The 19,911-nt window shown below is 65.5% G+C and carries 16 protein-coding genes; 7 read left to right on the forward strand and 9 right to left on the reverse strand.

Annotated elements, in window-relative coordinates:
• Positions 1-3 precede the first annotated feature (3 nt).
• From ACWA1Q_RS02095 to ACWA1Q_RS02120, 6 genes are all read right to left on the reverse strand, one after another.
• Complete coding sequence (locus tag ACWA1Q_RS02095) at positions 4-1,692, reverse strand: sodium:solute symporter family protein (protein ID WP_463759116.1); 1,689 nt, start codon at positions 1,690-1,692, stop codon at positions 4-6.
• Positions 1,693-2,093: 401 nt separating this feature from the next.
• A complete protein-coding gene (locus ACWA1Q_RS02100; RefSeq protein ID WP_463759118.1) occupies positions 2,094-2,861 on the reverse strand; it encodes a sugar phosphate isomerase/epimerase family protein in 768 nt (255 codons plus the stop codon).
• Positions 2,862-2,915: 54 nt separating this feature from the next.
• On the reverse strand, positions 2,916-3,776 hold the full coding sequence (locus ACWA1Q_RS02105; protein ID WP_463759120.1) for a sugar phosphate isomerase/epimerase family protein: 861 nt from the start codon (positions 3,774-3,776) through the stop codon (positions 2,916-2,918).
• A complete protein-coding gene (locus tag ACWA1Q_RS02110) occupies positions 3,773-4,933 on the reverse strand; it encodes a dihydrodipicolinate synthase family protein (RefSeq protein ID WP_463759121.1) in 1,161 nt (386 codons plus the stop codon). Before ACWA1Q_RS02110 ends, ACWA1Q_RS02105 begins: the two co-directional genes overlap by 4 nt.
• Positions 4,930-6,066 (reverse strand): Gfo/Idh/MocA family protein, encoded by a 1,137-nt coding sequence (locus tag ACWA1Q_RS02115; RefSeq protein WP_463760907.1) that lies wholly within the window; start codon positions 6,064-6,066, stop codon positions 4,930-4,932. The genes ACWA1Q_RS02110 and ACWA1Q_RS02115 overlap by 4 nt, the downstream gene beginning before the upstream one ends.
• Positions 6,067-6,207: 141 nt before the next feature.
• On the reverse strand, positions 6,208-7,245 hold the full coding sequence (locus tag ACWA1Q_RS02120) for a LacI family DNA-binding transcriptional regulator (RefSeq protein ID WP_463759122.1): 1,038 nt from the start codon (positions 7,243-7,245) through the stop codon (positions 6,208-6,210).
• 147 nt (positions 7,246-7,392) lie between these two features.
• On the opposite strand from ACWA1Q_RS02120, the gene ACWA1Q_RS02125 reads away from it, so the two are divergent.
• The 3 genes from ACWA1Q_RS02125 to ACWA1Q_RS02135 are packed head-to-tail and all read left to right on the forward strand — an operon-like array spanning position 7,393 to position 10,303.
• A complete protein-coding gene (locus ACWA1Q_RS02125) occupies positions 7,393-8,508 on the forward strand; it encodes a Gfo/Idh/MocA family protein (RefSeq protein WP_463759124.1) in 1,116 nt (371 codons plus the stop codon).
• A complete protein-coding gene (locus ACWA1Q_RS02130) occupies positions 8,505-9,377 on the forward strand; it encodes a DUF6807 domain-containing protein (protein ID WP_463759125.1) in 873 nt (290 codons plus the stop codon). Before ACWA1Q_RS02125 ends, ACWA1Q_RS02130 begins: the two co-directional genes overlap by 4 nt.
• The gene (locus ACWA1Q_RS02135) at positions 9,374-10,303 is read left to right on the forward strand and encodes a family 43 glycosylhydrolase (protein ID WP_463759127.1); all 930 of its coding nucleotides are present in this window, start codon (positions 9,374-9,376) and stop codon (positions 10,301-10,303) included. The genes ACWA1Q_RS02130 and ACWA1Q_RS02135 overlap by 4 nt, the downstream gene beginning before the upstream one ends.
• A gap of 6 nt (positions 10,304-10,309) precedes the next feature.
• Here ACWA1Q_RS02135 and ACWA1Q_RS02140 read toward each other — a convergent pair whose 3' ends face one another.
• A complete protein-coding gene (locus ACWA1Q_RS02140; RefSeq protein ID WP_463759128.1) occupies positions 10,310-11,293 on the reverse strand; it encodes an acetylxylan esterase in 984 nt (327 codons plus the stop codon).
• A 162-nt stretch (positions 11,294-11,455) separates the two neighbouring features.
• Here ACWA1Q_RS02140 and ACWA1Q_RS02145 point away from each other — a divergent pair, with 162 nt between their 5' ends.
• Genes ACWA1Q_RS02145 through ACWA1Q_RS02160 form a run of 4 tightly spaced genes read left to right on the forward strand, consistent with a single transcriptional unit; the run spans position 11,456 to position 15,315 of the window.
• Positions 11,456-12,742: an ABC transporter substrate-binding protein gene (locus ACWA1Q_RS02145; RefSeq protein ID WP_463759130.1), complete on the forward strand. Its 1,287-nt coding sequence runs from the start codon at positions 11,456-11,458 to the stop codon at positions 12,740-12,742.
• Between the two features lie 30 nt (positions 12,743-12,772).
• Positions 12,773-13,759, forward strand: a complete 987-nt coding sequence (locus ACWA1Q_RS02150; RefSeq protein WP_463760909.1) for a carbohydrate ABC transporter permease — start codon at positions 12,773-12,775, stop codon at positions 13,757-13,759.
• Positions 13,756-14,658: a carbohydrate ABC transporter permease gene (locus ACWA1Q_RS02155; protein WP_463759131.1), complete on the forward strand. Its 903-nt coding sequence runs from the start codon at positions 13,756-13,758 to the stop codon at positions 14,656-14,658. The genes ACWA1Q_RS02150 and ACWA1Q_RS02155 overlap by 4 nt, the downstream gene beginning before the upstream one ends.
• A 3-nt stretch (positions 14,659-14,661) precedes the next feature.
• The gene (locus ACWA1Q_RS02160) at positions 14,662-15,315 is read left to right on the forward strand and encodes a hypothetical protein (RefSeq protein ID WP_463759133.1); all 654 of its coding nucleotides are present in this window, start codon (positions 14,662-14,664) and stop codon (positions 15,313-15,315) included.
• Here ACWA1Q_RS02160 and ACWA1Q_RS02165 read toward each other — a convergent pair.
• Both ACWA1Q_RS02165 and ACWA1Q_RS02170 read right to left on the reverse strand, forming a co-directional pair.
• A complete protein-coding gene (locus tag ACWA1Q_RS02165; protein ID WP_463759134.1) occupies positions 15,312-16,625 on the reverse strand; it encodes a cellulase-like family protein in 1,314 nt (437 codons plus the stop codon). The genes ACWA1Q_RS02160 and ACWA1Q_RS02165 overlap by 4 nt on opposite strands.
• On the reverse strand, positions 16,622-19,894 hold the full coding sequence (locus ACWA1Q_RS02170; RefSeq protein WP_463759136.1) for a DUF5107 domain-containing protein: 3,273 nt from the start codon (positions 19,892-19,894) through the stop codon (positions 16,622-16,624). Before ACWA1Q_RS02170 ends, ACWA1Q_RS02165 begins: the two co-directional genes overlap by 4 nt.
• Positions 19,895-19,911 lie beyond the last annotated feature (17 nt).

The raw sequence follows: 19,911 nt of genomic DNA on the forward strand, positions 1-19,911 counted from the left end.
CTCCTATCGAGCGGCAGGAGCCGCGTCGGGGTCGAGTGCAACGGTGGGTGCATCGGCCGTTTCCGGGTCGAAGTCGCCCGTGCGGTCCTTGATGAGGGCGAAGTCGAAGTTCTGTGAACTCCTGAACGACATGAGGAAGCAGATGATCGTGCTTACCGCATATGCGACGAGGGATCCGCTGAGAACCGCGTACGTGTGAAGGAACCCGATGACGAACGGAGCGGATGCCAGTGCCGCCACGATTCCGACGGTCATCCCGACGCGCTTTCCGAAGAACCCGAATGCCATGATGCCGAGCACGACACCGATGCCGACGACGCTGAGCACGTCGATGACGATGCCGTAGGCGCCGGTGAGCGGAATCCACTCGAAGCGAACAACGAGGAACACGACCAGGGCCACGAGTACCGACACGGAGAAGGCCGCGTTGGTGACCTTCTTCCAGTAGAAGCTCGCGATCACCGGGAAGACAAGTGCCCCCCAGAGTGCTCCGACGAACACGAGCAGGTCGAGAATGTTGAACTGGCTTGTCGCGAAGAAGAGCGCGGTGCCCGTCGCGACGATCATCGTGATGCGACCGATGAGGAGCATCGTCTTCGGGTTGGCTTTTCCCTTCTTGGCGATGTTCTGGCCGTAGACATCCGCCATCATGATCGAGGACAGTGCCGACAGGTCTGAGTCAGCCGTCGACGACAGTGCGCCGATGATCATGACGAACAGCACGCCGAGCAGAACCGGGCCGAGGAACGTGCTGGCCATCTGCGGGATGAGGTTGTTCGTGTCGCCGTTGAGCGGCTCGATTCCCAGATACAGCGCCATGACGCCGAGCATGCCGACACCGATGATGGTGGCACCGTAACCGATGGTCGCGGTGATGAAGGTCGGCTTGATGAGGTCTTCACGCACGGCGAAGAGTCGCTGGGCGATCGTCTGGTTGCCGATGGCGTAGGCGAGCACAGCGGCGATGTATGGAGCACCCTGGTTGAGGAACGCGTCTGACGAAAAGAAGTTCGACTGCTCCGGGGTGAGGTTGGCGGCGCCCGCAGCGATCATGTCGGTCCCGCCTGAGGCGAAGAACACGATCGGCACGATGACGACGACAGCGCCGAGCATGGCGACGACCTGGGCGAAGTCAGTGAGCACGGATGCCCGGAAGCCCGACCACAGCGTGTAGAGAAGCACGCCTCCGGCGACGAACAGAATGCCCTGTCCGAAGCTGAACGGCGAGAGCATCGAGATGAGCGCACCACCGGCGATGAAGTTCGACGTGAGGCTGATCACGCTTCCGAGCACGTTCGAGCCGGCGAGCATGAGCTGGCTGGAGCGGCCGTGGCGAGCTCGCATCACCTCGGCGAGGGTGTGGGCGCGGGGTGCGACCTTGCGGATGCGGCGACCGAACGGGTAGATGAAGAGAATCATCAGGGCGCCCCAGAGCCCATAGTGGATCGGCCCGGAGAGGCCGTAGGTGTAGCCGGATGTCGCGGAGGCATACATCGACGACGCCCAGATCCAGGTGGCGGTCATCGATGCGGCCGAAATGCCGAAACCGATCTTGTTCCCGGCGGTCATGTAACCGTCGGCGTTCTCCTTCTTCTTGCTGATCATGACCGACATGACCATCGTGCCGCCGAAAAATAGTACGAGCAGGGCGATGATTATCGGCGCCCCCAGTTGCTGCATTTCGATTTCCATCGGCGTCCTCTCGTTGGTTGAGTCGAAGCCGTTTTCGGGCAGGCTCCGCCTCTTTTCACGCGCGCCGAACCCCGGGTGGGGATTCACCGCCGGTCCGCGGGTTTCACAGACGACCGGGTGATTTTCGGGCACTGCGTCGGCCCTACGCCGACGCCCTGGGTCTGCCTACTCGATACCTGCAACATTCGGCGGCGCCCGGTTTGGGCTGCTCTGGCACGAACGGCTGGTGGCGAGGAACAACGACCTCGAACTCATCGACCATAGCAAACTCTCAGCGAATACTGATATTGCCGCCGTTCCTTGAGTCACCGAGCCCCGCGTTTTCCGTTGCGGACGAGTTCACCCGGCGTAGCGGATGCATCGGTCCGGAGCGGATCGAAACGCGAGCCAGTGCGCCGGCTTCAGCGGGATTGCCCCGGCGCATCGAGCCAGGTGCGGAGCGTGGCCGCTTCACCGGCGAGGAGAGCCGGGTCATCGCCGGGCAGGAATTCGAGGAGCGCGTCAGTAACCGAGGGAAGGGTCCCGGCGAACGCGAGAGCCTGGGTCCACAGCGAGCCGCGGGCAGACAGGAGCAGCCGTTCGTCCCGCGGCCACCAGGAGAACACGTGGAGCGTCGACAGCCGTGGCGCCAGGTGCGCCAGTTCGGCCAGCGCCGTGTCGTCGTCGGCAGCAACGCCGGGTTGCCAGTAGCACGACACGTTCGTCGCACTCGACCGGCTCAGCAGGTCAAGCGCAGATTTAGCGGTGTCGGCCAGCGTCCCGCCGTGGAACTCAAGTGCCAGCTCGATACCGAGGTCCCAGGCGTGGGACGCAGCGTTTCCCAGTTGTGAGGCGACGTGCTCGCGCTCGTCCGCCGTGGCATCCGCCGAGCCTGTGCTTCCTGCCCAGACCCGCACGCGCGGCGCCCCGAGCGCGGCCGCCGTCGAGAGGACCGGAGCGAAGTCCCCGTCGCACCGGTAATAGGAACCGAGGGATGCAACGTCGAGGCCGGCAGCGCGGGTGCGCTCGCCCACCTCCCGTGCCGAGTGCACGTCGCCGGATGGCACGTGCACGTCTCCGCCCCATTCGATGGACTCGAGTCCCGCCGAGACAGCGAAGGCGATGACGTCGTCGGCGCTCGACTCTCTGAAGGTGACCGAGCACAGCCCCGCCCGGATGGATGAGGCCATGGTCACCGCTTCCCTCTCGATTGCCGTTTCAGGGAAGCGTAGCGGAGCGAGTGCTTAGCGGGCAGGGGCCGCCACGTCGGCGAGGTGCGGTGCGACGGCGGTGTCGAACGCGGATGCCGTTCGGCGCGCGACCTTTGGCCACGCGGCATCCCAGATCGCCTGATTGAAGATCTCGACTTCGATATCGCCGGCGTAGCCCGTGTCCATCACGGCGCGGGTCAGCGGTTCAAAGTCGATGACGCCCTCGCCGGGGTAGTGACGGGAGAGAAGCACGTCGGCGGCGAGAGGTGTCGCCCAGTCGCAGACCTGGTAACTGGCGATACGGCCGGTGGAGCCCGCGCGGGCGATCTGGTCGAGCACCTGAGGGTCCCACCAGACATGGAAGGTGTCGACGACGACGCCGACCGCTTCGGCCGGGAACTGCTCGGCGATGTCGAGGGCCTGGCCGAGGGTCGAGACGACCGCGCGGTCGGATACGTACATCGGGTGCAGCGGCTCGATCGCCAGGGTGACCTGGGCCTCAAGCGCGTAGTCGACGAGCTCGCCGATGGCATCCGTCACCCGTGACCGGGCGCCGGCGAGGTCGCGTGATCCGTCGGGCAGGCCTCCGGCGACGAGCACGAGGGCGGGAGCTCCGACCGCCGCTGTCTCATCGATCGCACGACGGTTGTCGTCGATGGCCGCGCGGCGGGCGACACCTTCAGGGAGGGTGAAGAACCCGCCACGGCACATGCTCGACACGCGCAGCCCTGAGTCAGCGATGAGCTGAACGCTCTCACGCACCCCGACCTCCTGCACGGGTTCGCGCCACAGCCCGATGCTCGAATAGCCCGCCTCCGCCGTCACGTCGAGGGCTTCGGCGAGGGAGGCGAACTTGATGGTCGCCTGGTTGAGCGACAGCCGGGGGTTCGTCATGCGGAAATTCCGTTCAGGGTGAGGAGGCTGTGCCAGCGGGCCGCAGCGAGTTCGGGGCGCTCGAGCGCTCCGGAGGCGTTGGCCAGCCGGACGATCTCGGAGAGGTGCGGCAGGCTGCGCGCGGAGTGCAGGCCGCCGACCATGCTGAACGCCGCCTGGTGCCCGTTGAGCCAGGCCAGGAACGCCACACCCGTCTTGTAGTAGAACGTCGGCGCCGCGAAGATCTGCCGCGACAGCGCTTCGGTCGGGCCGAGAATGCGACGGTACTCGTCCGGGTTCCCGGCGTCGAGCGCCTGGATCGCAGCCGACGCGCTCGGGGCCAGTGCAGCGAACGCGCCGAGGAGAGCATCCGAGTAGCCGACGTCGTCCCCGGCGATGAGATCGACGTAGTTGAAGTCGTCACCGGTGAACATCGTCGCGGATGCCGGCAGGCGGCGGCGGACCGACACCTCGCTTTGGGCATCGAGCAGGCTCATCTTGATGCCACGGATCTTGTCGGCGTTTTCCGACATGATCTCGATCACGGTGGCGCTCGATGCCTCGAAGTCGGTGGAGCCGAAGTAGCTCGCGAGCGTCGGGTCAAACGCCTTGCCCAGCCAGTGCAGCGTTACCGGGGTCGTCGCTGCCGCGAGCACCTCCCGGTAGACCCGCACGTAGTCGTCGGCAGAGTGCGCTGCCCTCGCGAGGTGGCGGCTGGCCATGAGAACGACGCCGGCGCCGGCATCCTCGGTGAAGTGCAGTTGCTCCTTGTAAGCGTCGATGACCGCGTCGATCGAGATGTTCTCGTCGTCGACGTGGTCGGTGTTGACGCCGACGACGAGCTGCCCGTTCACGGATCGCGCTTCGGCGGCGCTCCGCGAGATGAGTTCGCGGGTCGCCGCAGCGTCGAGGCCCATGTTGCGCTGGGCGGTGTCCATCGCGTCAGCGACGCCGAGGCCCCAGGACCAGACGTGGTGACGGAACGCCAGCGTGGCATCCCAGTCGATGTCCGCCGGTTGCCCAGGGGTATTGTCGGCGAACGGCTTCGGGATGACGTGGGATGCCGCGTACGCGACCCGCGATTCGAGCGGACGTCGCGGGCGGGTGTACGACGGGGTGGCGGTGAGCTCGACCGAGCTCACCGTGCCGTCCGCTGCGAGCAGAGTGAGGTCGCTCATGCCGGGACAGGGATGCTGACGGGGGAGAGGTCGATCCTGGCGCCGGTCTCCGAACTTCTCAGTCCCTGCTCGGCGAGCTGCACGCCGCGCGCCCCGGCGAGGAAGTCGAACGAGTGCGGTGCGTCATCAACGACGTGGAGGATGAATTCTTCCCACTGCGTCTTGAACCCGTTCTGGAAGACATCGTTCGTCGGAATCTCGAGCCAGTCGGTGTCGTAGTCATGCGTCTCGGCGAGGTCGGGGTTCCACACCGGCTTGGGCGTCGCGTTGCGAGGCTGGATCTTGCAGCCGAACAGGCCGACGACAGCGCTGCCGTGGGTGCCGTCGACCTGGAACTCGACGAGCTCGTCGCGGTTCACCCGAACGGTCCAGCTCGAGTTCAGCTGGGCGACGATGCCGCCCTCGAGCTCGAACACGGCGTATGCGGCGTCATCAGCCGTTGCTTCGTAGACGTCGCCACGCTCGTCGACCCGGTTCGGGATGTGCGTGACGGCACGGGCATAGACGCTCTCGACGCGTCCGAAGAGGTTCTCGAGCACGTAGTTCCAGTGCGGGAACATGTCGACGATGATTCCACCGCCGTCTTCCTTGCGGTAGTTCCAGCTCGGGCGCTGTGCGTCCTGCCAGTCGCCCTCGAAGACCCAGTAGCCGAACTCGCCACGAACCGAGAGGATGCGCCCGAAGAACCCCGAGTCGATGAGCCTCTTGAGCTTCTGCAGGCCGGGCAGGTACAGCTTGTCGTGCACGACGCCGTTCTTGATCCCGGCTTCTTCGGCCAGGCGGGCGAGTTCGAGCGCCTCCTCGAAGCTCTCAGCGGTCGGCTTCTCGGTGTAGATCGCCTTGCCTGCGGCGATCGCCTTGCGGATGGCGGATGCTCGCGCTTTCGTCACGAGGAAGTCCGCGTAGATCTGCCACCGGTCGTCGGCGAGTGCCTCGTCGAGGTTCGTCGTGTAGTTGGCGATGCCGTGCTTCTCGGCGAGCTCCTTGAGCTTCTGCTCGTTGCGTCCGACGAGGATCGGTTCCACCTGGACCCGGGTGCCGTCCGCGCGCAGAACGCCGCCTTCTTCGCGGATCGCGAGGATGGAGCGCAGCAGGTGCTGGCGGTAACCCATGCGTCCGGAGACGCCGTTCATGATGATTCCGATGGTCGACTCTGACACGATGTTTCTCCTGAGTTCGGGGATCTCCGCACCTGCAGCGATGCGGGAAAGCGTTTACCCGAGTGTAGGACAGAAAATTCAATTCCGCCAGCACCGCAACAAAGAGGGGGCGGATCAGCGCTGGGGCGTGCTCGCCCGCACGATCACGGAGGTGGTGATCGGTTCGCCGGAGACGGCATCCGGTTCATCTGACAGGGCCATCGTGAGTGCCCGCATCCCGATCTCTTCGAGGGGAATGTGCACGGTCGTGAGCGCAGGGGTGATGTCGCGGACCGTCGGGATGTCGTCGAACCCGGCGACCGCGATGGTCTCGCCAGGCACGTGGCCGGCCTCGCGCAACGCGGAGAGAGCGCCGACCGCCATGACGTCGCTCACCGCGAAGATGACGTCGACGTCGTCGAGGCCACGCTCGTTCAAGCGGGTCGCACCGTCGAAGCCGCCATCGCGGTTGAAGTCGACGTGGACGATGTTTTCGGCGTCGATCGACAAATCGTGTTCGGCGAGACCGTCGACAAAACCGCTCAACCGGTCGCGGGCCGTGAGCAGTCCTGGGGACCCCGAAATCGCGGCAAAACGGCGGTAGCCGAGACCGACGAGGTCGCGGGCGAGCTGCCGGGCTCCGCCGTAGTTGTCGATCATGACGGTGTCGAAGGGGAGCGCCTGCTGGCTGATGAACACGACGCGCCCGCCGGTGGACTGGTAGGCGGTGAGTTCGGCCACGAGGGCTTTTTCACCGTCGGCGTCGCTGAACCGGGAACCGGCGAGGATCATGACACGGGGGCGCTGGCCGCGAAGGGCCCGCACGAGGTCGAGTTCCCGCTCCGCGCTGCGAGCGGTGACCGACATCGTGACGACGAGGCCCGCTTCTTCCGCCGCCCGGATGGTGCCCGCGGCGATCGAGGAGAAGTAAGGGTCGGCGATGTCGGCGACGAGGAGCGCGACCGCATTGCTCGTACCGCGAGCGACCGCCTGCGCCGAGAGGTTGGGCGTGTAGTTGAGCCGGGCTGCTGCCACGAGAACCTTCTGCCGGTAGGCCTCGTTCACTTTGCGCTCACTGCCGTTGAGTGCTCGGGATGCGGTGGCGAGCGAGACTCCGGCCTCACGGGCGACATCGTGGAGGGTGACGGGGTTCGAGTGAACGGACTGATCCATGGGGCTCTCTTGTGACGGCGACGGTGGCGGAGCGAGTGGATGCCATTGTGGCACGAAGGCGGGCGTGCACCGCGTTCGCCACCCGGCATCGGAGAACGCTTTCCCTGTTACTCTGGGAGCCATTCTTCGCCGAGGAGGGCATTTCGGATGGTTCATGCAACAAATCCGGGACCGCTCCGCGCGGCCATCGTCGGCACCGGGGCGGTCGCGCGGCTGCACGCAGAGGCGCTCGCGCTGCTGCCGGACGTCGACCTCGTCGCCGCTGTGGACCCCATGCCCGGCCGGGCCGCCGAGTTCGCCGTGACCCACGCCGTTCCTGCGTCCTTCGACAGCCTTGAGGCGCTCCTCGCGTCGTCAGCGGTCGACGTCGTCCACCTCTGCACTCCGCCGGGCGGGCATGCGGAGCAGGCGAGTATCGCCTTCGCGGCCGGGGCCCACGTCATCGTCGAGAAGCCTCCCGCGTTGAGTCTCAGCGAGGTCGACGTGATGACGGATGCTGCCGGTTGCGCTGGCAGGCAACTCGCCGTCGTCTTCCAGCAGCGCACCGGATCCGCGGCGAACCACGTCAAGGACCTTCTCGATTCAGGGGCCCTCGGCCGGCCCCTCCTCGCCACCTGCTCGACCCTCTGGTATCGCGGCAGTGACTACTACGCGGTGCCCTGGCGCGGCAAATGGGAGACCGAGGGTGGCGGAACGACGCTGAGCCATGGCATCCACCAGATCGACCTGCTCGCGTACCTCCTCGGCAACTGGACGCGTGCCGAGGGCAGGCTCTGGCGGGTGTCACGCGATCTCGAGACCGAGGACACGTCGACCGGGACCGTCGAGTTCGAGTCGGGCGCCGTGGCATCCGTGCTGTCGAGCGTTGTCTCATCACGCGAGTCCAGCGCGATCCGCATCGACACCGAGAACGCGACGATCGAACTCGAGCACCTGTACGGCCACGGCCACGCAGACTGGCGAATCACTCCGGCGCCGCACATCGACGAGAAGACAGCGGCGAGCTGGCGTCTGCCCGAGGTGGAAGTGCCGAGCGGACATGACGCCCTGCTGGGCGAGGTGTACGCGTCACTGCGCTCGGGAGCACCGCTCCCCGCGGTCGCCGCCGAGCCGACTCGCGCGCTCGAGATCGTCGCCGCCCTCTATGCGTCCGCCCGCGAAGGATCCGCCGTTGAGCGGTCACGCATCGTCGAGGAGCAGGGTCTTCGCGGCGGCATGCGTTCGCCGGTCACCGATCTGCGGCCGGGCCTGGCGGAGCAATGATCGCGATCGAACGGACCGACGAGCGGGTCGAGTTTCGGATCGGCGCCACTCCGGTGGCCGGGTACGGTGACGGGGCAGATGAACCGGCGCACGAATCACCGCGGCCGTTCCTGCATCCGATTCGTACCCCAGGGGGCGTCGTCGTGAGCGACGTCCGGCCGCCGGATCATGACTGGCACTGGGGGTTGTCGCTCGCCGTGGCGAACATCGCCGTGCCCGGTGAACCGGACGGCGTCAATCTCTGGGGTGGCGTGACCTATACGACCGACCGCGGATACCTGCAGCTCGACAACAACGGCACCCAGGCTCGGCAGTCGATCGAGGTGATCGACGGCGAGGTCCGTGAGAGCCTTCACTGGCGGACCGGTTCCGGTCGCCCTTTCCTCGCGGAGAGTCGGACGATGACTCCGCGACCCGTCGCCGAACACCCCGGGATGTGGCGACTCGACATCACGAGCGAGTGGACGAACTCCCTCGACGAGGCTGTGCGCTTCGGCAGCCCGACAACGGCCGGGCGGGAGAACGCGGGGTACGGGGGACTGTTCCTGCGAGCCGCCCCGCTCTTCCAGGATGCTGTCGTTCTCGATCCGTCTGGCGTACTCGACGAGGCCGCGGCGATCGGCGCCACGGCGCCGTGGCTTGCCCTTGCGACCGATGTCGCCACCGTCGTGATGGCTGCCGCGACCTCGAACCCCGTCGCGCTCTCGCCGTGGTTCGTGCGTACCGCGACCCCGATGCTGTGCGCCGCACCGTTCTTTTTCACCGAGTGGACGCTCGGCGCCCGCGCGACCGCGTCCTGGGGCTGGGCGCTCCTCGTCGCCGACGGTCGGCTCGACGCCGGCCAGATAGCGACAGCGCTCGCCGCATGAGCGAGCCGATCTTCCGCGACCCGGTGTTCGACGGTGCGACCGACCCCACCGTGATCCAGCATCACCTCACGGGGGACTGGTGGATGTTCTACACCCAGCGTCGCGCGACTGTCGATACCGAGGGGGTCGGTTGGGTCCACGGAAGCCGCATCGGTGTGGCGGTGTCGACGGACTCCGGTCGAAGCTGGCAGTATCGCGGCGTCGTCGACGGGCTCGACCCGGCATCCGCGCCAGAACTCAACACCCACTGGGCACCCGAGGTGATCCGGGAGAACGACGAATACCACCTCTTCCTCACCTGGATTGCTGGGGTGTCAACCGGCTGGAGCGGGCATCCCCGGTCGATTGTCCAGTTCACGAGCTCCGACCTGCTCTCCTGGACCCGGATCGGCGAGCTGCGGCTCAGTTCTGACCGGGTGATCGACGCTGCTGTCGCGCGAACGCCGGATGGTCGGTATCGCCTCTGGTACAAAGATGAAGCCGACGACAGCACGACGTGGGCTGCCGTGAGCGCACACCTCGCCGGTTGGGCGGTCGAAGGGCGCGTCATCGACGGTCCACCGCACGAGGGCCCCAATGTGTTCGAGCTCGGCGGATGGTGGTGGATGCTCACCGACGAGTGGCGGGGGCAGCGGGTCCACCGGTCGATCGACGGCATCGCCTGGGAACGACGCGAACTGATTCTCGCGGAGGCGGGGAGGCATCCGCTCGACGCCCAGGTCGGTCGTCATGTCGACGTGGTGGTGCGCGGCGACCGAGGACTCGTCTTCTACTTCACCCACCCCGGCTGGGACGGGGTCGAAATTGCGGATGCCTCCGGCCATGACGCGCGGATATCCGCTATTCACGTCGCAACCGTCGCGGTGCAGCATGACGAGCTGAACTGCACCAGGGACCCCGTCTTTCCCGGTGCGCCGCTCGCGTGACCGGCGTCAGGCGTCGAGCCGCTCCCGGAAGAACGAAATGTGCTCGGCATCCTGGAACGGGCCCCCGTTCTCATGTCCGTTGTACGGGTAGACGACCATCCGTTTCGGTCCGGCGTAGTGGTTGAACGCCGCGTAGACGGTCGACGGCGGGCACACGTCGTCGAGCAGCCCGACGGAGAACAGCGCGGGCACCTCGCTGCGCGCCGCGAAGTTCACACCGTCGACGTACGACAGGGTCTCGAACACGCGGTCTTCGCTGTGCCTGCGGGTGCGCAGGTAGCGCACGATCTCAGCGTATGGAGCGGTGTCGACGAGTTCGGTCGCCCGGCGGATGTGCGAGAGGAACGGGACATCCACGACCACACCGATGGGCGCGTGCTCCACGACGGTCGGCGACAGCGCGGCCGATGCGAGGGCGATTCCGCCGCCCTGGCTCCCGCCCGAGAGGAACGTGCGCGTCGGATCGACGGACGGATGCGACTGGGCCGCTTCGACGGCGCGGACCGCGTCGGTGAACAACCGGCGGTAGTAGTAGTCGTGCGGGTCGTCGATGCCGAGCGTCATGAAGCCACCGAGGTGCGGTCCGCTCGCGTCCCCGTCCGGCGTCGCTCCGGTGCGGTGCCCCGCCCCTTGCCCGCGGAGGTCCATCACGAAGTGTGCGAAGCCGGCGGCAGGTAACGTCGTCCATTCGCCGAGGAGCCCACGTCCGCCTCCGTAACCGATGTAGGTGATCACGACGGGAAGCGGGCCGGTCGCATGCCGCGGGCGGAGCATCCAGCCCTTGATGGGGTGCCCGCCGAAACCGGCGAAGGTCACGTCTTCGGTGATGAGTTCGGTGTAGCCAGCATCGACGGGCTCGAAGCGTGGTGCGAGGTCGAATCGACGGGATTCCTCGAGCGTTTCGGTCCAGAAGGAGTCGAAGCCGGCGGGCTCCCGCCGTTCGGGCAGGTATCGCTCCAGTTCGGCAAGTGGCATATCGAATTGCGGCATTTTCGGCCCTCTCTAGGATTATGTACATCGTTGTACTCCAGTGTGTGTGGCTTCCCGATCGTGGCATTGACCGCTGGAACGATTCAACCTATGCTGTCGGAATACGCTTTCCCAGCGCAAACCCCATTTCGGACTACGAAGACGTTCTCCAGGAGGACAAAGATGTTCAGAACCCGCACCAAGCGTGCCATGATCACGGCCACAGCAATCGCCGCGACCGCGGCCCTTGCCCTCACCGGATGCTCCGGTGGTGGCTCAGACGCCCAGGAAACGCTCGACCCCAACGAGGAAGTCACGCTCAACTTCACCTGGTGGGGCAACGATGACCGGGCTACTCGGTACAACGAAGCCATCGACCTGTTCGAAGAGGAATACCCGAACGTCACGGTCAACGGAACGTTCACCGACTTCCCCTCGTACTGGGAGAAGCGCACCACGGAAGGCGCCGGCGGCGGACTGCCCGACGTCATGCAGTTCGACTACTCGTACCTCCGTGAATACGGTGAGCGCGGCCTTCTGCTCGACCTCACCGACTCCGCCGTCGACACGTCAGGTATCGAGGAATCGGTGCTCCAGACCGGCCAGATCGATGGCCAGACCTTCGCGTTCCCGACCGGAACGAACTCGTGGGCACTGTTCCAGAACGCGGACCTGCTCTCGAGCGTCGGCGCCGAACAGTACCCGGGTGGCGGAGACTGGTCCGACTACGAGGCCTTCGTCGCTGACGTCACCTCCAAGGGCGATGGCGTTTACGGTGGCACAGACCACACACAGCGCATTCAGAACTTCGAACTGTGGCTGCGCCAGCAGGGCAAGGACCTCTTCACCGAAGACGGCCAGCTCAACTTCACGGAAGAAGAACTCACCACCTTCTGGGAGTCCGGAGCCGACATCCGCGAGAACTCGGGAATCCCGCAGCAGCGCCTCGAAGAGCTGAACCCGATGTCGGGATTCGGCGCTGGTGAAGCCGCCAGCGAGTTCAGCTGGGACAACTTCCTGGCCGGATACCTGGGCGACTCGGGCGCGTCGAGCATTCTGATGGCTGCCCCTCCGACGTCTGACGATTCAGCGAAGGACCTGTACCTCAAGCCCGCCCTGCAGCTGGCTGCTTCCGCCTCGACCGAACACCCCGAGGCGGCGGCGACGTTCATCGACTTCATGATCAACAACGAGGACGTCGGTGCGATCTTCGGCGCAAGCCGTGGAATCCCCGCTTCTGAGAGCCAGCGTGCTGGTGCCACCCTCGAGGGTCCCGACGCGCAGGTGCTGGAATACGAGGAGTCCATCGCCGACCGCATCGGTGACGCCCCGCCCGTTCCCGTCATCGGTTACGGTGCCATCGAGCAGGACTTCTGGGACCACGGCAAGTCCATCGGCCTCGGTGCCGAGACCGTCGAAGAGGCTGTTCAGCGCTTCTTCGATGAAACAGCCATCACGCTCGGAAACTAGCAACAACGAATGACAACGGAGTCGGCAACCATGCCAGAAAAGAACGGTATTGCGGTGTCTGACCGCCGTCCGGCGGGTTCATCCCGCCGGACGGCGGGGTCGGCGCCCGGGCGCCAGGGCAAGCGCAGGAGCCAGCGGGCAACCGACAACATCGCCGGTTACCTCTTCCTCTCGCCATGGCTTGTCGGCTTCGTTGTCCTCACCGCCGGTCCCATGCTCGTGTCTCTTTATCTGGCATTCACGAGCTACAACCTCTTCACCGCTCCCGAGTGGATCGGTTTCGACAACTTCACCCGCATGGCCCAGGACGAGAAATTCTGGGACTCGGTGAGAATCACCCTGATCTATGTGCTCGTCGGCACACCGATCAAACTCGCGGCTGCGCTCGGCGTGGCCATGCTGCTCAACTACCGCAGTGGGGGCTCCGGGTTCTTCCGCTCGGCGTTCTACGCACCGAGCCTCATCGGCGCGAGCGTCAGCGTCGCCATCGTCTGGCGCGCCATGTTCTCGACCGACGGCCCCGTCGATGGCGCCCTCAGTACGTTCGGGATCAACATCGGCGGCTGGGTCGGAATCCCGGAGTGGATCCTTCCCATGATGATCCTCCTCGCCGTGTGGCAGTTCGGTGCTCCCATGGTCATCTTCCTCGCCGGGCTCAAGGGTGTGCCGGCGGAGCTCTACGAAGCCGCGTCGATGGATGGTGCAGGCCCGTGGCGCCGCTTCGTCAGCGTGACACTGCCCATGCTCTCGCCCGTCATCTTCTTCAACCTTCTCCTCGAGATGATCAACGCGTTCCAGATCTTTGCCTCGGCGTACATCATCGGGTCAGGGACAGGCGGACCGGCAGGCGCCACCAACTTCTACACCGTCTACCTCTATACCCGCGCATTCACGAACAACCAGATGGGGTACGCCTCGGCCATGGCCTGGGTGCTCCTTCTCGCCGTCGGGGTTATCGCCTTCTTCCTGTTCCGTTCGTCCAAGGGATGGGTCACATACGCAGGAGACACCAAATGACCGCTACAGAACTTCCGGTCGCAACACCACCCGCCGTTCCCGCGCCACGGCGACGGATCAATCGGCGCAAGAGCGGCGCGACGATCGCCTGGATCATCGCCATGGTCGTCCTCGTCGCCCTCGTGCTGTACCCGCTGGTGTGGATGATCAGTGCCTCGTTCAAACCGAACGTGGAGTTCGGTGGGAACAGCACGTTCCTGCCCGAGAACCCCACCATCAACAACTACATCAAGGTCCTCGAGGGTGTCGCGGGCATTCCGCTCTGGCAGTTCTTCTGGAACTCGCTCCTGCTGGGCGTCGGTGCCGTCGTCGGAACCGTTCTCTCATCATCGATGGCTGCGTACGCGTTCGGCCGCATCGACTTCAAGGGCAGGCCGATCTATTTCGCCATCATGATCGGCACGCTCCTCCTGCCGTTCCACGTGCTGATCATCCCGCAGTACATGATCTTCCGTAACCTCGGCATGATCGATACCTTCTGGCCACTCCTCGTCGGCAAGTTCCTCGCGACAGAAGCGTTCTTCGTCTTCCTCATGGTCCAGTTCATCCGGAACCTGCCGCGCGAACTCGATGAGGCGGCCCGGATCGATGGCGCTGGCCACCCGCGAATCTTCTTCGCGATCACGCTCCCGCTGATCAAGCCGGCGATCATCACGTCGTCGATCTTTGCCTTCATCTGGAGCTGGAACGACTTCCTCGGTCCTCTGCTCTACCTCAACTCACCCGAGAAGTATCCGCTGCCGCTCGCGCTGCGTATCTACAACGACCAGACGAGCACGTCGGACTATGGAGCGACGATCGCCATCTCCGTGCTCGCACTCCTGCCGGTGATGCTGTTCTTCATCATCTTCCAGCGATTCCTCGTCGACGGGGTCGCCACCCAGGGGCTCAAGGGCTAGCGAATGTCGAGACGATCAACGGATGCCGCCCGTCGGGTCGCGTCGACGGATGGTTCCGTTGCGCGGTGGCCGGGAGCCGCGGGGGCGTTTGCTCTCTTCGGTGAGGTGCTCTGGGTGGGCGTGCTCGTCACCGTGTCGGGAATCGCGCTGGTCACACTTCCGGCTGCGCTCGCTGCGGGGAGCACTCACTTGCGCCGGTATCTTGCCGCGGAGGAGGCATCCGTCGGAATCTTCTTTCGCGACATGAGGCGTGCCCTGCTCGGATCGTTCGCGATCGGCGCTCTCACGATCGTCGCGGTGCTCGTGCTGACGCTCGACCTCGCGCTCGCATCAAGCGGGATCCTTCCGGGCGGTCCGCTCGTCTTTGCCGCGGGAGTCGTTGGACTCGTGCTCACAGGGCTGGTGCTCGTGCGTTCCGCCGCGCTCTGGCGGCGCGAGACCGGCTGGCCCATGGCGCTTCGTGCGACGCTGCCATCGCTTGGTGCCGACCTCCTCGGAGCGGTCTACCTCGTGGTCGCCCTTGGCCTCGCCATCGTGCTCACCTGGCAGCTCGTCCCACTCGTGATCGCCGGTCTCGGTTGCCTCGTCTTCGCCTCCGTGGTGATCCTCGAACGCAAGCGTGCGCGCGACGAGGCACGCGCCGCCCGAGTCCGCTAAGCGACTGGGGTCCGAAGGATCTCGGCGTTCATCCGCTGCTGCCAGTCGACGTTCGACCACATCGGGTGGTGCGGGGCTGCGTTCGAGCAGAGGACCATGCCCCAGACCCCCTGCGCGAGTGCCGTGCGAATCCCGTGCTCCGCGAGATCGCGGCCAACGGGGCCCTCCTCGAACGTGCCCTCGAGGGGCGTGTATCCGACCCAGCCCTCGCCGACAACGGTCGGGATGTTGTGTGCCCGAGCCCATGCGGCGACCGCCGTCACCCGGGACTCAATCTCGCGGTGCATGACCTCCCGGTGCTCGCCGTACGCGTTGTAGAGCCAGAGGTCCCACTTGTCTGCGTCGATCCAGTCGTAACCGTAAATCATCTGGTCGGTGATGACCGTCGCATCGAATTTCCACGCGGCGGCGCGACCGTAGTCGGCCACACTGGGGGCTCCCGGTTTCAGCATCGACGTCAGCAGAGCATTCGGGAACCCTTCGGTTCCTTCCGACCGGATATCGATGAGTTTCTGGAGCGCGTCGAGCACGCCGTAGCTGTAGATGTGGAACTGGGCGACATCGAAGCTGTCGGGCAGCGAGTGCATGGCAAGGTGGGGTGGTTTGCCGTAGCTCACGGTGACGAGCGAGCCCGGATGCCGGCTTCGCAGCCAGTCGAGCGCCTCGACCCCGCCGTCAGGTGCAGCGGGCAGTATGGAGAAATCGATCTCGTTGTGCAGTTCGGTGAACGCGACAAGGTCGGAGTAGCCGTGCTCGTCGAGATCGGTGAGCAGGGCGTCGAACGCCCGGGCGAGGTGAGCGAAACGCTGGTCGAGCGGAATGGCGTCGATTGCATCGAACCATCGACGATCCCTGGCGAAGCTCGTCGATTGCTGGTACTCCCAGCTCGCGAGAATCACCACGAGTCCGTGCTTGCGGCAGGCAGCGAAGAGGTCGAGAAGTCGGGCGTGAACGTCGATCGAATACCCGCCCGGTGTGTCATACCAGCGCGTGCGCTGACCGTAGAATCCGCCGCAGGGTGCAGCGCCGAGTCCCTCGATCTCGAGCTCGGAGGAGAGCTCACCCAGGCCCATCTCTTCGGAGAGCAAGAGAGGAGCCGCACAGATACGCACAGCGTTGTAGCCGCGGTCGGCGGCATCCGCTACCACGCGATCGATGTCTTCATAGGGTTCTCCGGAACCGGCACGCGTGTACCAGGAGAAGTCGAAGAGGGTTATCGCAAGACGCTGAGGCAGGTGTGCCGGAACACTTCCGGTGAGCGGCGTCGTGTCCTCGACCGCGTAGCCGGAACCCAGATATCGCTCGGTCATGCGCGTCCTTCCGTCGGAGTGAGTGTGCGGCCGTGAGCTGCGAGCGTGCGGAGCGTCTCGATCTCGCTGCGTCGGTCGATCGCGGCACCGGAGTCGAAGAGAAGGAGCTCGGGAAGTGACGTTGCGAAGTAGTCGACGGTCCCGGCGGATGCCTCGATTTCAGTCGCTCGTTCGTCGAGGGTATCCCAGATTTCCGCGGCACGATCGGCGTTGCCGAGACGGGAGTGAGCCACTCCAATCCAGTAGGTGGCCTTCGACGCGGGGACGCCGACAGCGAGCGGCCCGCTTCCGGCGGCAGCCTTCCGCCAGGCGTCAACCGCTTCGTTCGCTTTCCCTTCGGCTGAGAGGGCATCGCCCAGAAGGACGAGCCGCTCGGATTGAGGGTCGGCCGGGTGACGGCCTTCGCCCAGGCTCTCGGGAGGGACGATGCCTGAGCGCAGGTATTCGGCCATCGGAACTCCCTCTTCCAGACCGCGACGGGCGATCATCAGGGTGGCGCGATCATAAACGGCCAGGACCTTGCCCTCGCCTCCCTCGAAGGGCTGGAAATCGCGGCCCGTCACAATGGAAAGGGCAGCTTCTGGCAGCGACTGGTCGAGCAACAGTGTCGCGTACTCGACGGCGAGGTCGTCACGGTCGAGCACCTGGGCGCCCGCCGCTTCGATCGCGGCAAGACGTCGGGTACCGCTCTCGTTCCGGAGTTTCGCCAACTGGTCACGCTCGAACACGAGGCGGGGGTCCGACGGGCTCAGAGTGAGCGCGCCCTCATAAAAAGCGGAGGCGCGATCGAGCGAGCCGCCGGTGTTCACCGTTGCGACTGCCGCGTTCCGCCAGGCGACAGGATCCGTTGATCCTGAGGATGTCGCGCGGTCGAGGTGCGTGGCAGCATCAGCGGTTCGTCCCGCGTCAAGAAGCCAGCACCCGAGCAGGCCGGAGGCGACGGCATCCGTGTCATTCGCGCGAAGGGCTTCGATCAGAGCGTCGTATTCGTCGAGGCCGTAAGGGAACGCATATATGGTGTCTGCGTTCTGCGCCGCCTCGCGCTCGGCCTTCGCTCCGGTGTGATCAGCCAGCGCGTCAAACCAGGTGGCACGGAGGTATCGCGCGATTGGGACCGGGTTGCCCAGCGGCCCGGGTGCGACATCGAGGATGGATCCGGCGAGCGTGATCGCCGCCTCGAACTCACCCAGCCGGGCGAGGTCGATCGCGAGAACGAGCGGGGTCTTCGGGTCGACACAGTCGAGCTTGCCGTCGAGGTAGAGCGCGAAAGGATCCAGAGCGTCCCGATCGAGTGCCGCCGCAACCGACCCGTCGGCCGGCTCGCCAAGCCGACGCAGTATGACAGCCTCCATGGTGTGCGGCGCGACGGCTTCGGAATCGAACCGTGACGCGAGCCGAACGTGTGACAGGGCGTTCTCGGTGGAGCCGGCGCGGGCGAACAGCCGGGCCAGCGCCAGATGCGCGGCGTACGCCCACTTGCCGTCCCACGTTGCCTTCGCAAAGCGCTCACGCGCCTCGTCGAGGTTGCCGACGCGTTCGTGCGCCAGCCCCAGGCGATAACTGGTCTCGGCGTCGGTCGGATTGAGGTTGCGAGCGGTCAGCCGTTCGGTTGCCCGAACGAAGGAGGCGATCGCGTCCGGATACTCACCCCGTGCGAACTGAATCGCTCCGACGGCGGTGTTCGAGCGTGCGTCGAAGGGGTCACGCCGAAGCGCCTCGTCGAAGTAGTCACGAGCGGCACGGGTGGGGTGACGGTTCTGGCTGAGGTGCACACCGGTGAGGTAGAGCTCGTCAGCGCTGACGATGTCTGCAGGCAACGGCGGCTCCGTCGCCGAAGCGGGCGGCGGTGGGTCGATGGCAGCTTCTCTCGGTGTCCACGTCAGAAGAGTCCGTTCGGCGACGCTCACCTCCACAGTGAGATCGTGTGCCGCGACGTTCTTGGGGACAGCGGTGGTGAGGGTGAAGGCTATGCCGGGTTCCAGACCGGTCTGCCACTCACCGATGACAGCCTCTCCCCGCCGCAGGCGCACCGTGGCATCGTCGTGTACCGACGTGACAACCATGCCGAGCGTTGCCGCGCCATCGACGACGGCGAGGTTCACAGCGGCGTCCTTCGTTGCCTGCTGCGCGGGGCCGATGTCCTGAATCGGGTACCAGTACTGGCTGAACTGACGGGATTCCCCTGGCATCAGGTAGCTGAAGTCCGGTTGGTTGTCGGTGAAAACGCCGGCCATGAGTTCGACGTATGGCCCATCGGTGTCCGTGAGATGCCGGTCCCAGGCGTGGCCGACCGGGCCGTCGCCCCATGTCCACATCTTCTTGCCAGGCGCCACCGTGTGGTCGGCCCAGTGAACGAAACCGGCGTTCACGTCGTGGTCGTAGCCGCCGAAAAAATCATCCTTGGTATCGACGATCATGTATGAGGTCGGTACCAGGACGTTGCCGTAGAAGTCGATGCGGTCGGCGTCCTTGTTTTCGCCTTTCGCCAGCTCGGCATAGTCGACGCCGTAGTACGGCTGATCGGCGCGCGGGAACCGAGTGACAGCGCGGCGGGCGTGGTCAGCCACGTGGCTGACATCCGTGGGGAAGAACGACTGATAGTTGTCGTGTGAGCGCGCGGCGACGTTGGCCCACCAGAGGAACGTCTGCGGCTCATCAGTGCGGTTGTTCAGAAGACCGGTCACCTCGATGAGAGTGCTGTCGCCGCGGAGCCGGATGCCGTGACTCCCCTTCATCCGCTGCAGCGGGTCGATGTCGCTGTGCCACACCGTCACCGAATCGCCGTCCCGCTCGATTCTCCAGTCCATCGGCAAAAAGGTTGCCGGGCGGTGGTGCTGCGGCCAGTTGAACTCGACACCGCCGGAAATCCATGGGCCGGCTAGTCCGACGAGGGCGGGCTTGATGACGTTGTTGCGGTAGAAGAAGTCGTAGTCGCGAGTTTTGTCGTAGCCGATGTGGATGCGGCCGCCGAGTTCGGGCAGGAGCACGAGACGCAGCCAGGCGTTTTCGATGTGAATGGCCTGCCAGGTGCGGGCGGTCTTCTCGCGGGAGATGCGGTCGGTGAAGGGTATGGGGTACACCTTGCCGCTCGAGCCCTGGTACACGCGCCGGTCAAGGAACAGCGGGTACCGGTCTGGCGCGGCGGGCTCGTAGGTGTCGATCGAGATCGGTTCGCTCCAGCAGGCAACCCCGCCAGCGTCGAGGATCTCCTGTTGAGCAGGAGGCGCTACAGGCAACACGATGGCGCTGGGTTCAGACGATGAAATCACTCGCCCAACGCTACGGG

The organism is Mycetocola sp. TRD_SC_2, from assembly GCF_055361225.1.

Coding starts and splice junctions, on each gene's coding strand:
- ACWA1Q_RS02165 (WP_463759134.1), bottom strand. CDS start 16,625: ATGACCGAGCGATATCTGGGTTCCGGCTACGCGGTCGAGGACACGACG.
- ACWA1Q_RS02120 (WP_463759122.1), bottom strand. CDS start 7,245: ATGGATCAGTCCGTTCACTCGAACCCCGTCACCCTCCACGATGTCGCC.
- ACWA1Q_RS02115 (WP_463760907.1), bottom strand. CDS start 6,066: ATGAACGGCGTCTCCGGACGCATGGGTTACCGCCAGCACCTGCTGCGC.
- ACWA1Q_RS02135 (WP_463759127.1), top strand. CDS start 9,374: ATGAGCGAGCCGATCTTCCGCGACCCGGTGTTCGACGGTGCGACCGAC.
- ACWA1Q_RS02140 (WP_463759128.1), bottom strand. CDS start 11,293: ATGCCGCAATTCGATATGCCACTTGCCGAACTGGAGCGATACCTGCCC.
- ACWA1Q_RS02130 (WP_463759125.1), top strand. CDS start 8,505: ATGATCGCGATCGAACGGACCGACGAGCGGGTCGAGTTTCGGATCGGC.
- ACWA1Q_RS02095 (WP_463759116.1), bottom strand. CDS start 1,692: ATGGAAATCGAAATGCAGCAACTGGGGGCGCCGATAATCATCGCCCTG.
- ACWA1Q_RS02160 (WP_463759133.1), top strand. CDS start 14,662: ATGTCGAGACGATCAACGGATGCCGCCCGTCGGGTCGCGTCGACGGAT.
- ACWA1Q_RS02105 (WP_463759120.1), bottom strand. CDS start 3,776: ATGACGAACCCCCGGCTGTCGCTCAACCAGGCGACCATCAAGTTCGCC.
- ACWA1Q_RS02155 (WP_463759131.1), top strand. CDS start 13,756: ATGACCGCTACAGAACTTCCGGTCGCAACACCACCCGCCGTTCCCGCG.
- ACWA1Q_RS02100 (WP_463759118.1), bottom strand. CDS start 2,861: ATGGCCTCATCCATCCGGGCGGGGCTGTGCTCGGTCACCTTCAGAGAG.
- ACWA1Q_RS02110 (WP_463759121.1), bottom strand. CDS start 4,933: ATGAGCGACCTCACTCTGCTCGCAGCGGACGGCACGGTGAGCTCGGTC.
- ACWA1Q_RS02145 (WP_463759130.1), top strand. CDS start 11,456: ATGTTCAGAACCCGCACCAAGCGTGCCATGATCACGGCCACAGCAATC.
- ACWA1Q_RS02125 (WP_463759124.1), top strand. CDS start 7,393: ATGGTTCATGCAACAAATCCGGGACCGCTCCGCGCGGCCATCGTCGGC.
- ACWA1Q_RS02150 (WP_463760909.1), top strand. CDS start 12,773: ATGCCAGAAAAGAACGGTATTGCGGTGTCTGACCGCCGTCCGGCGGGT.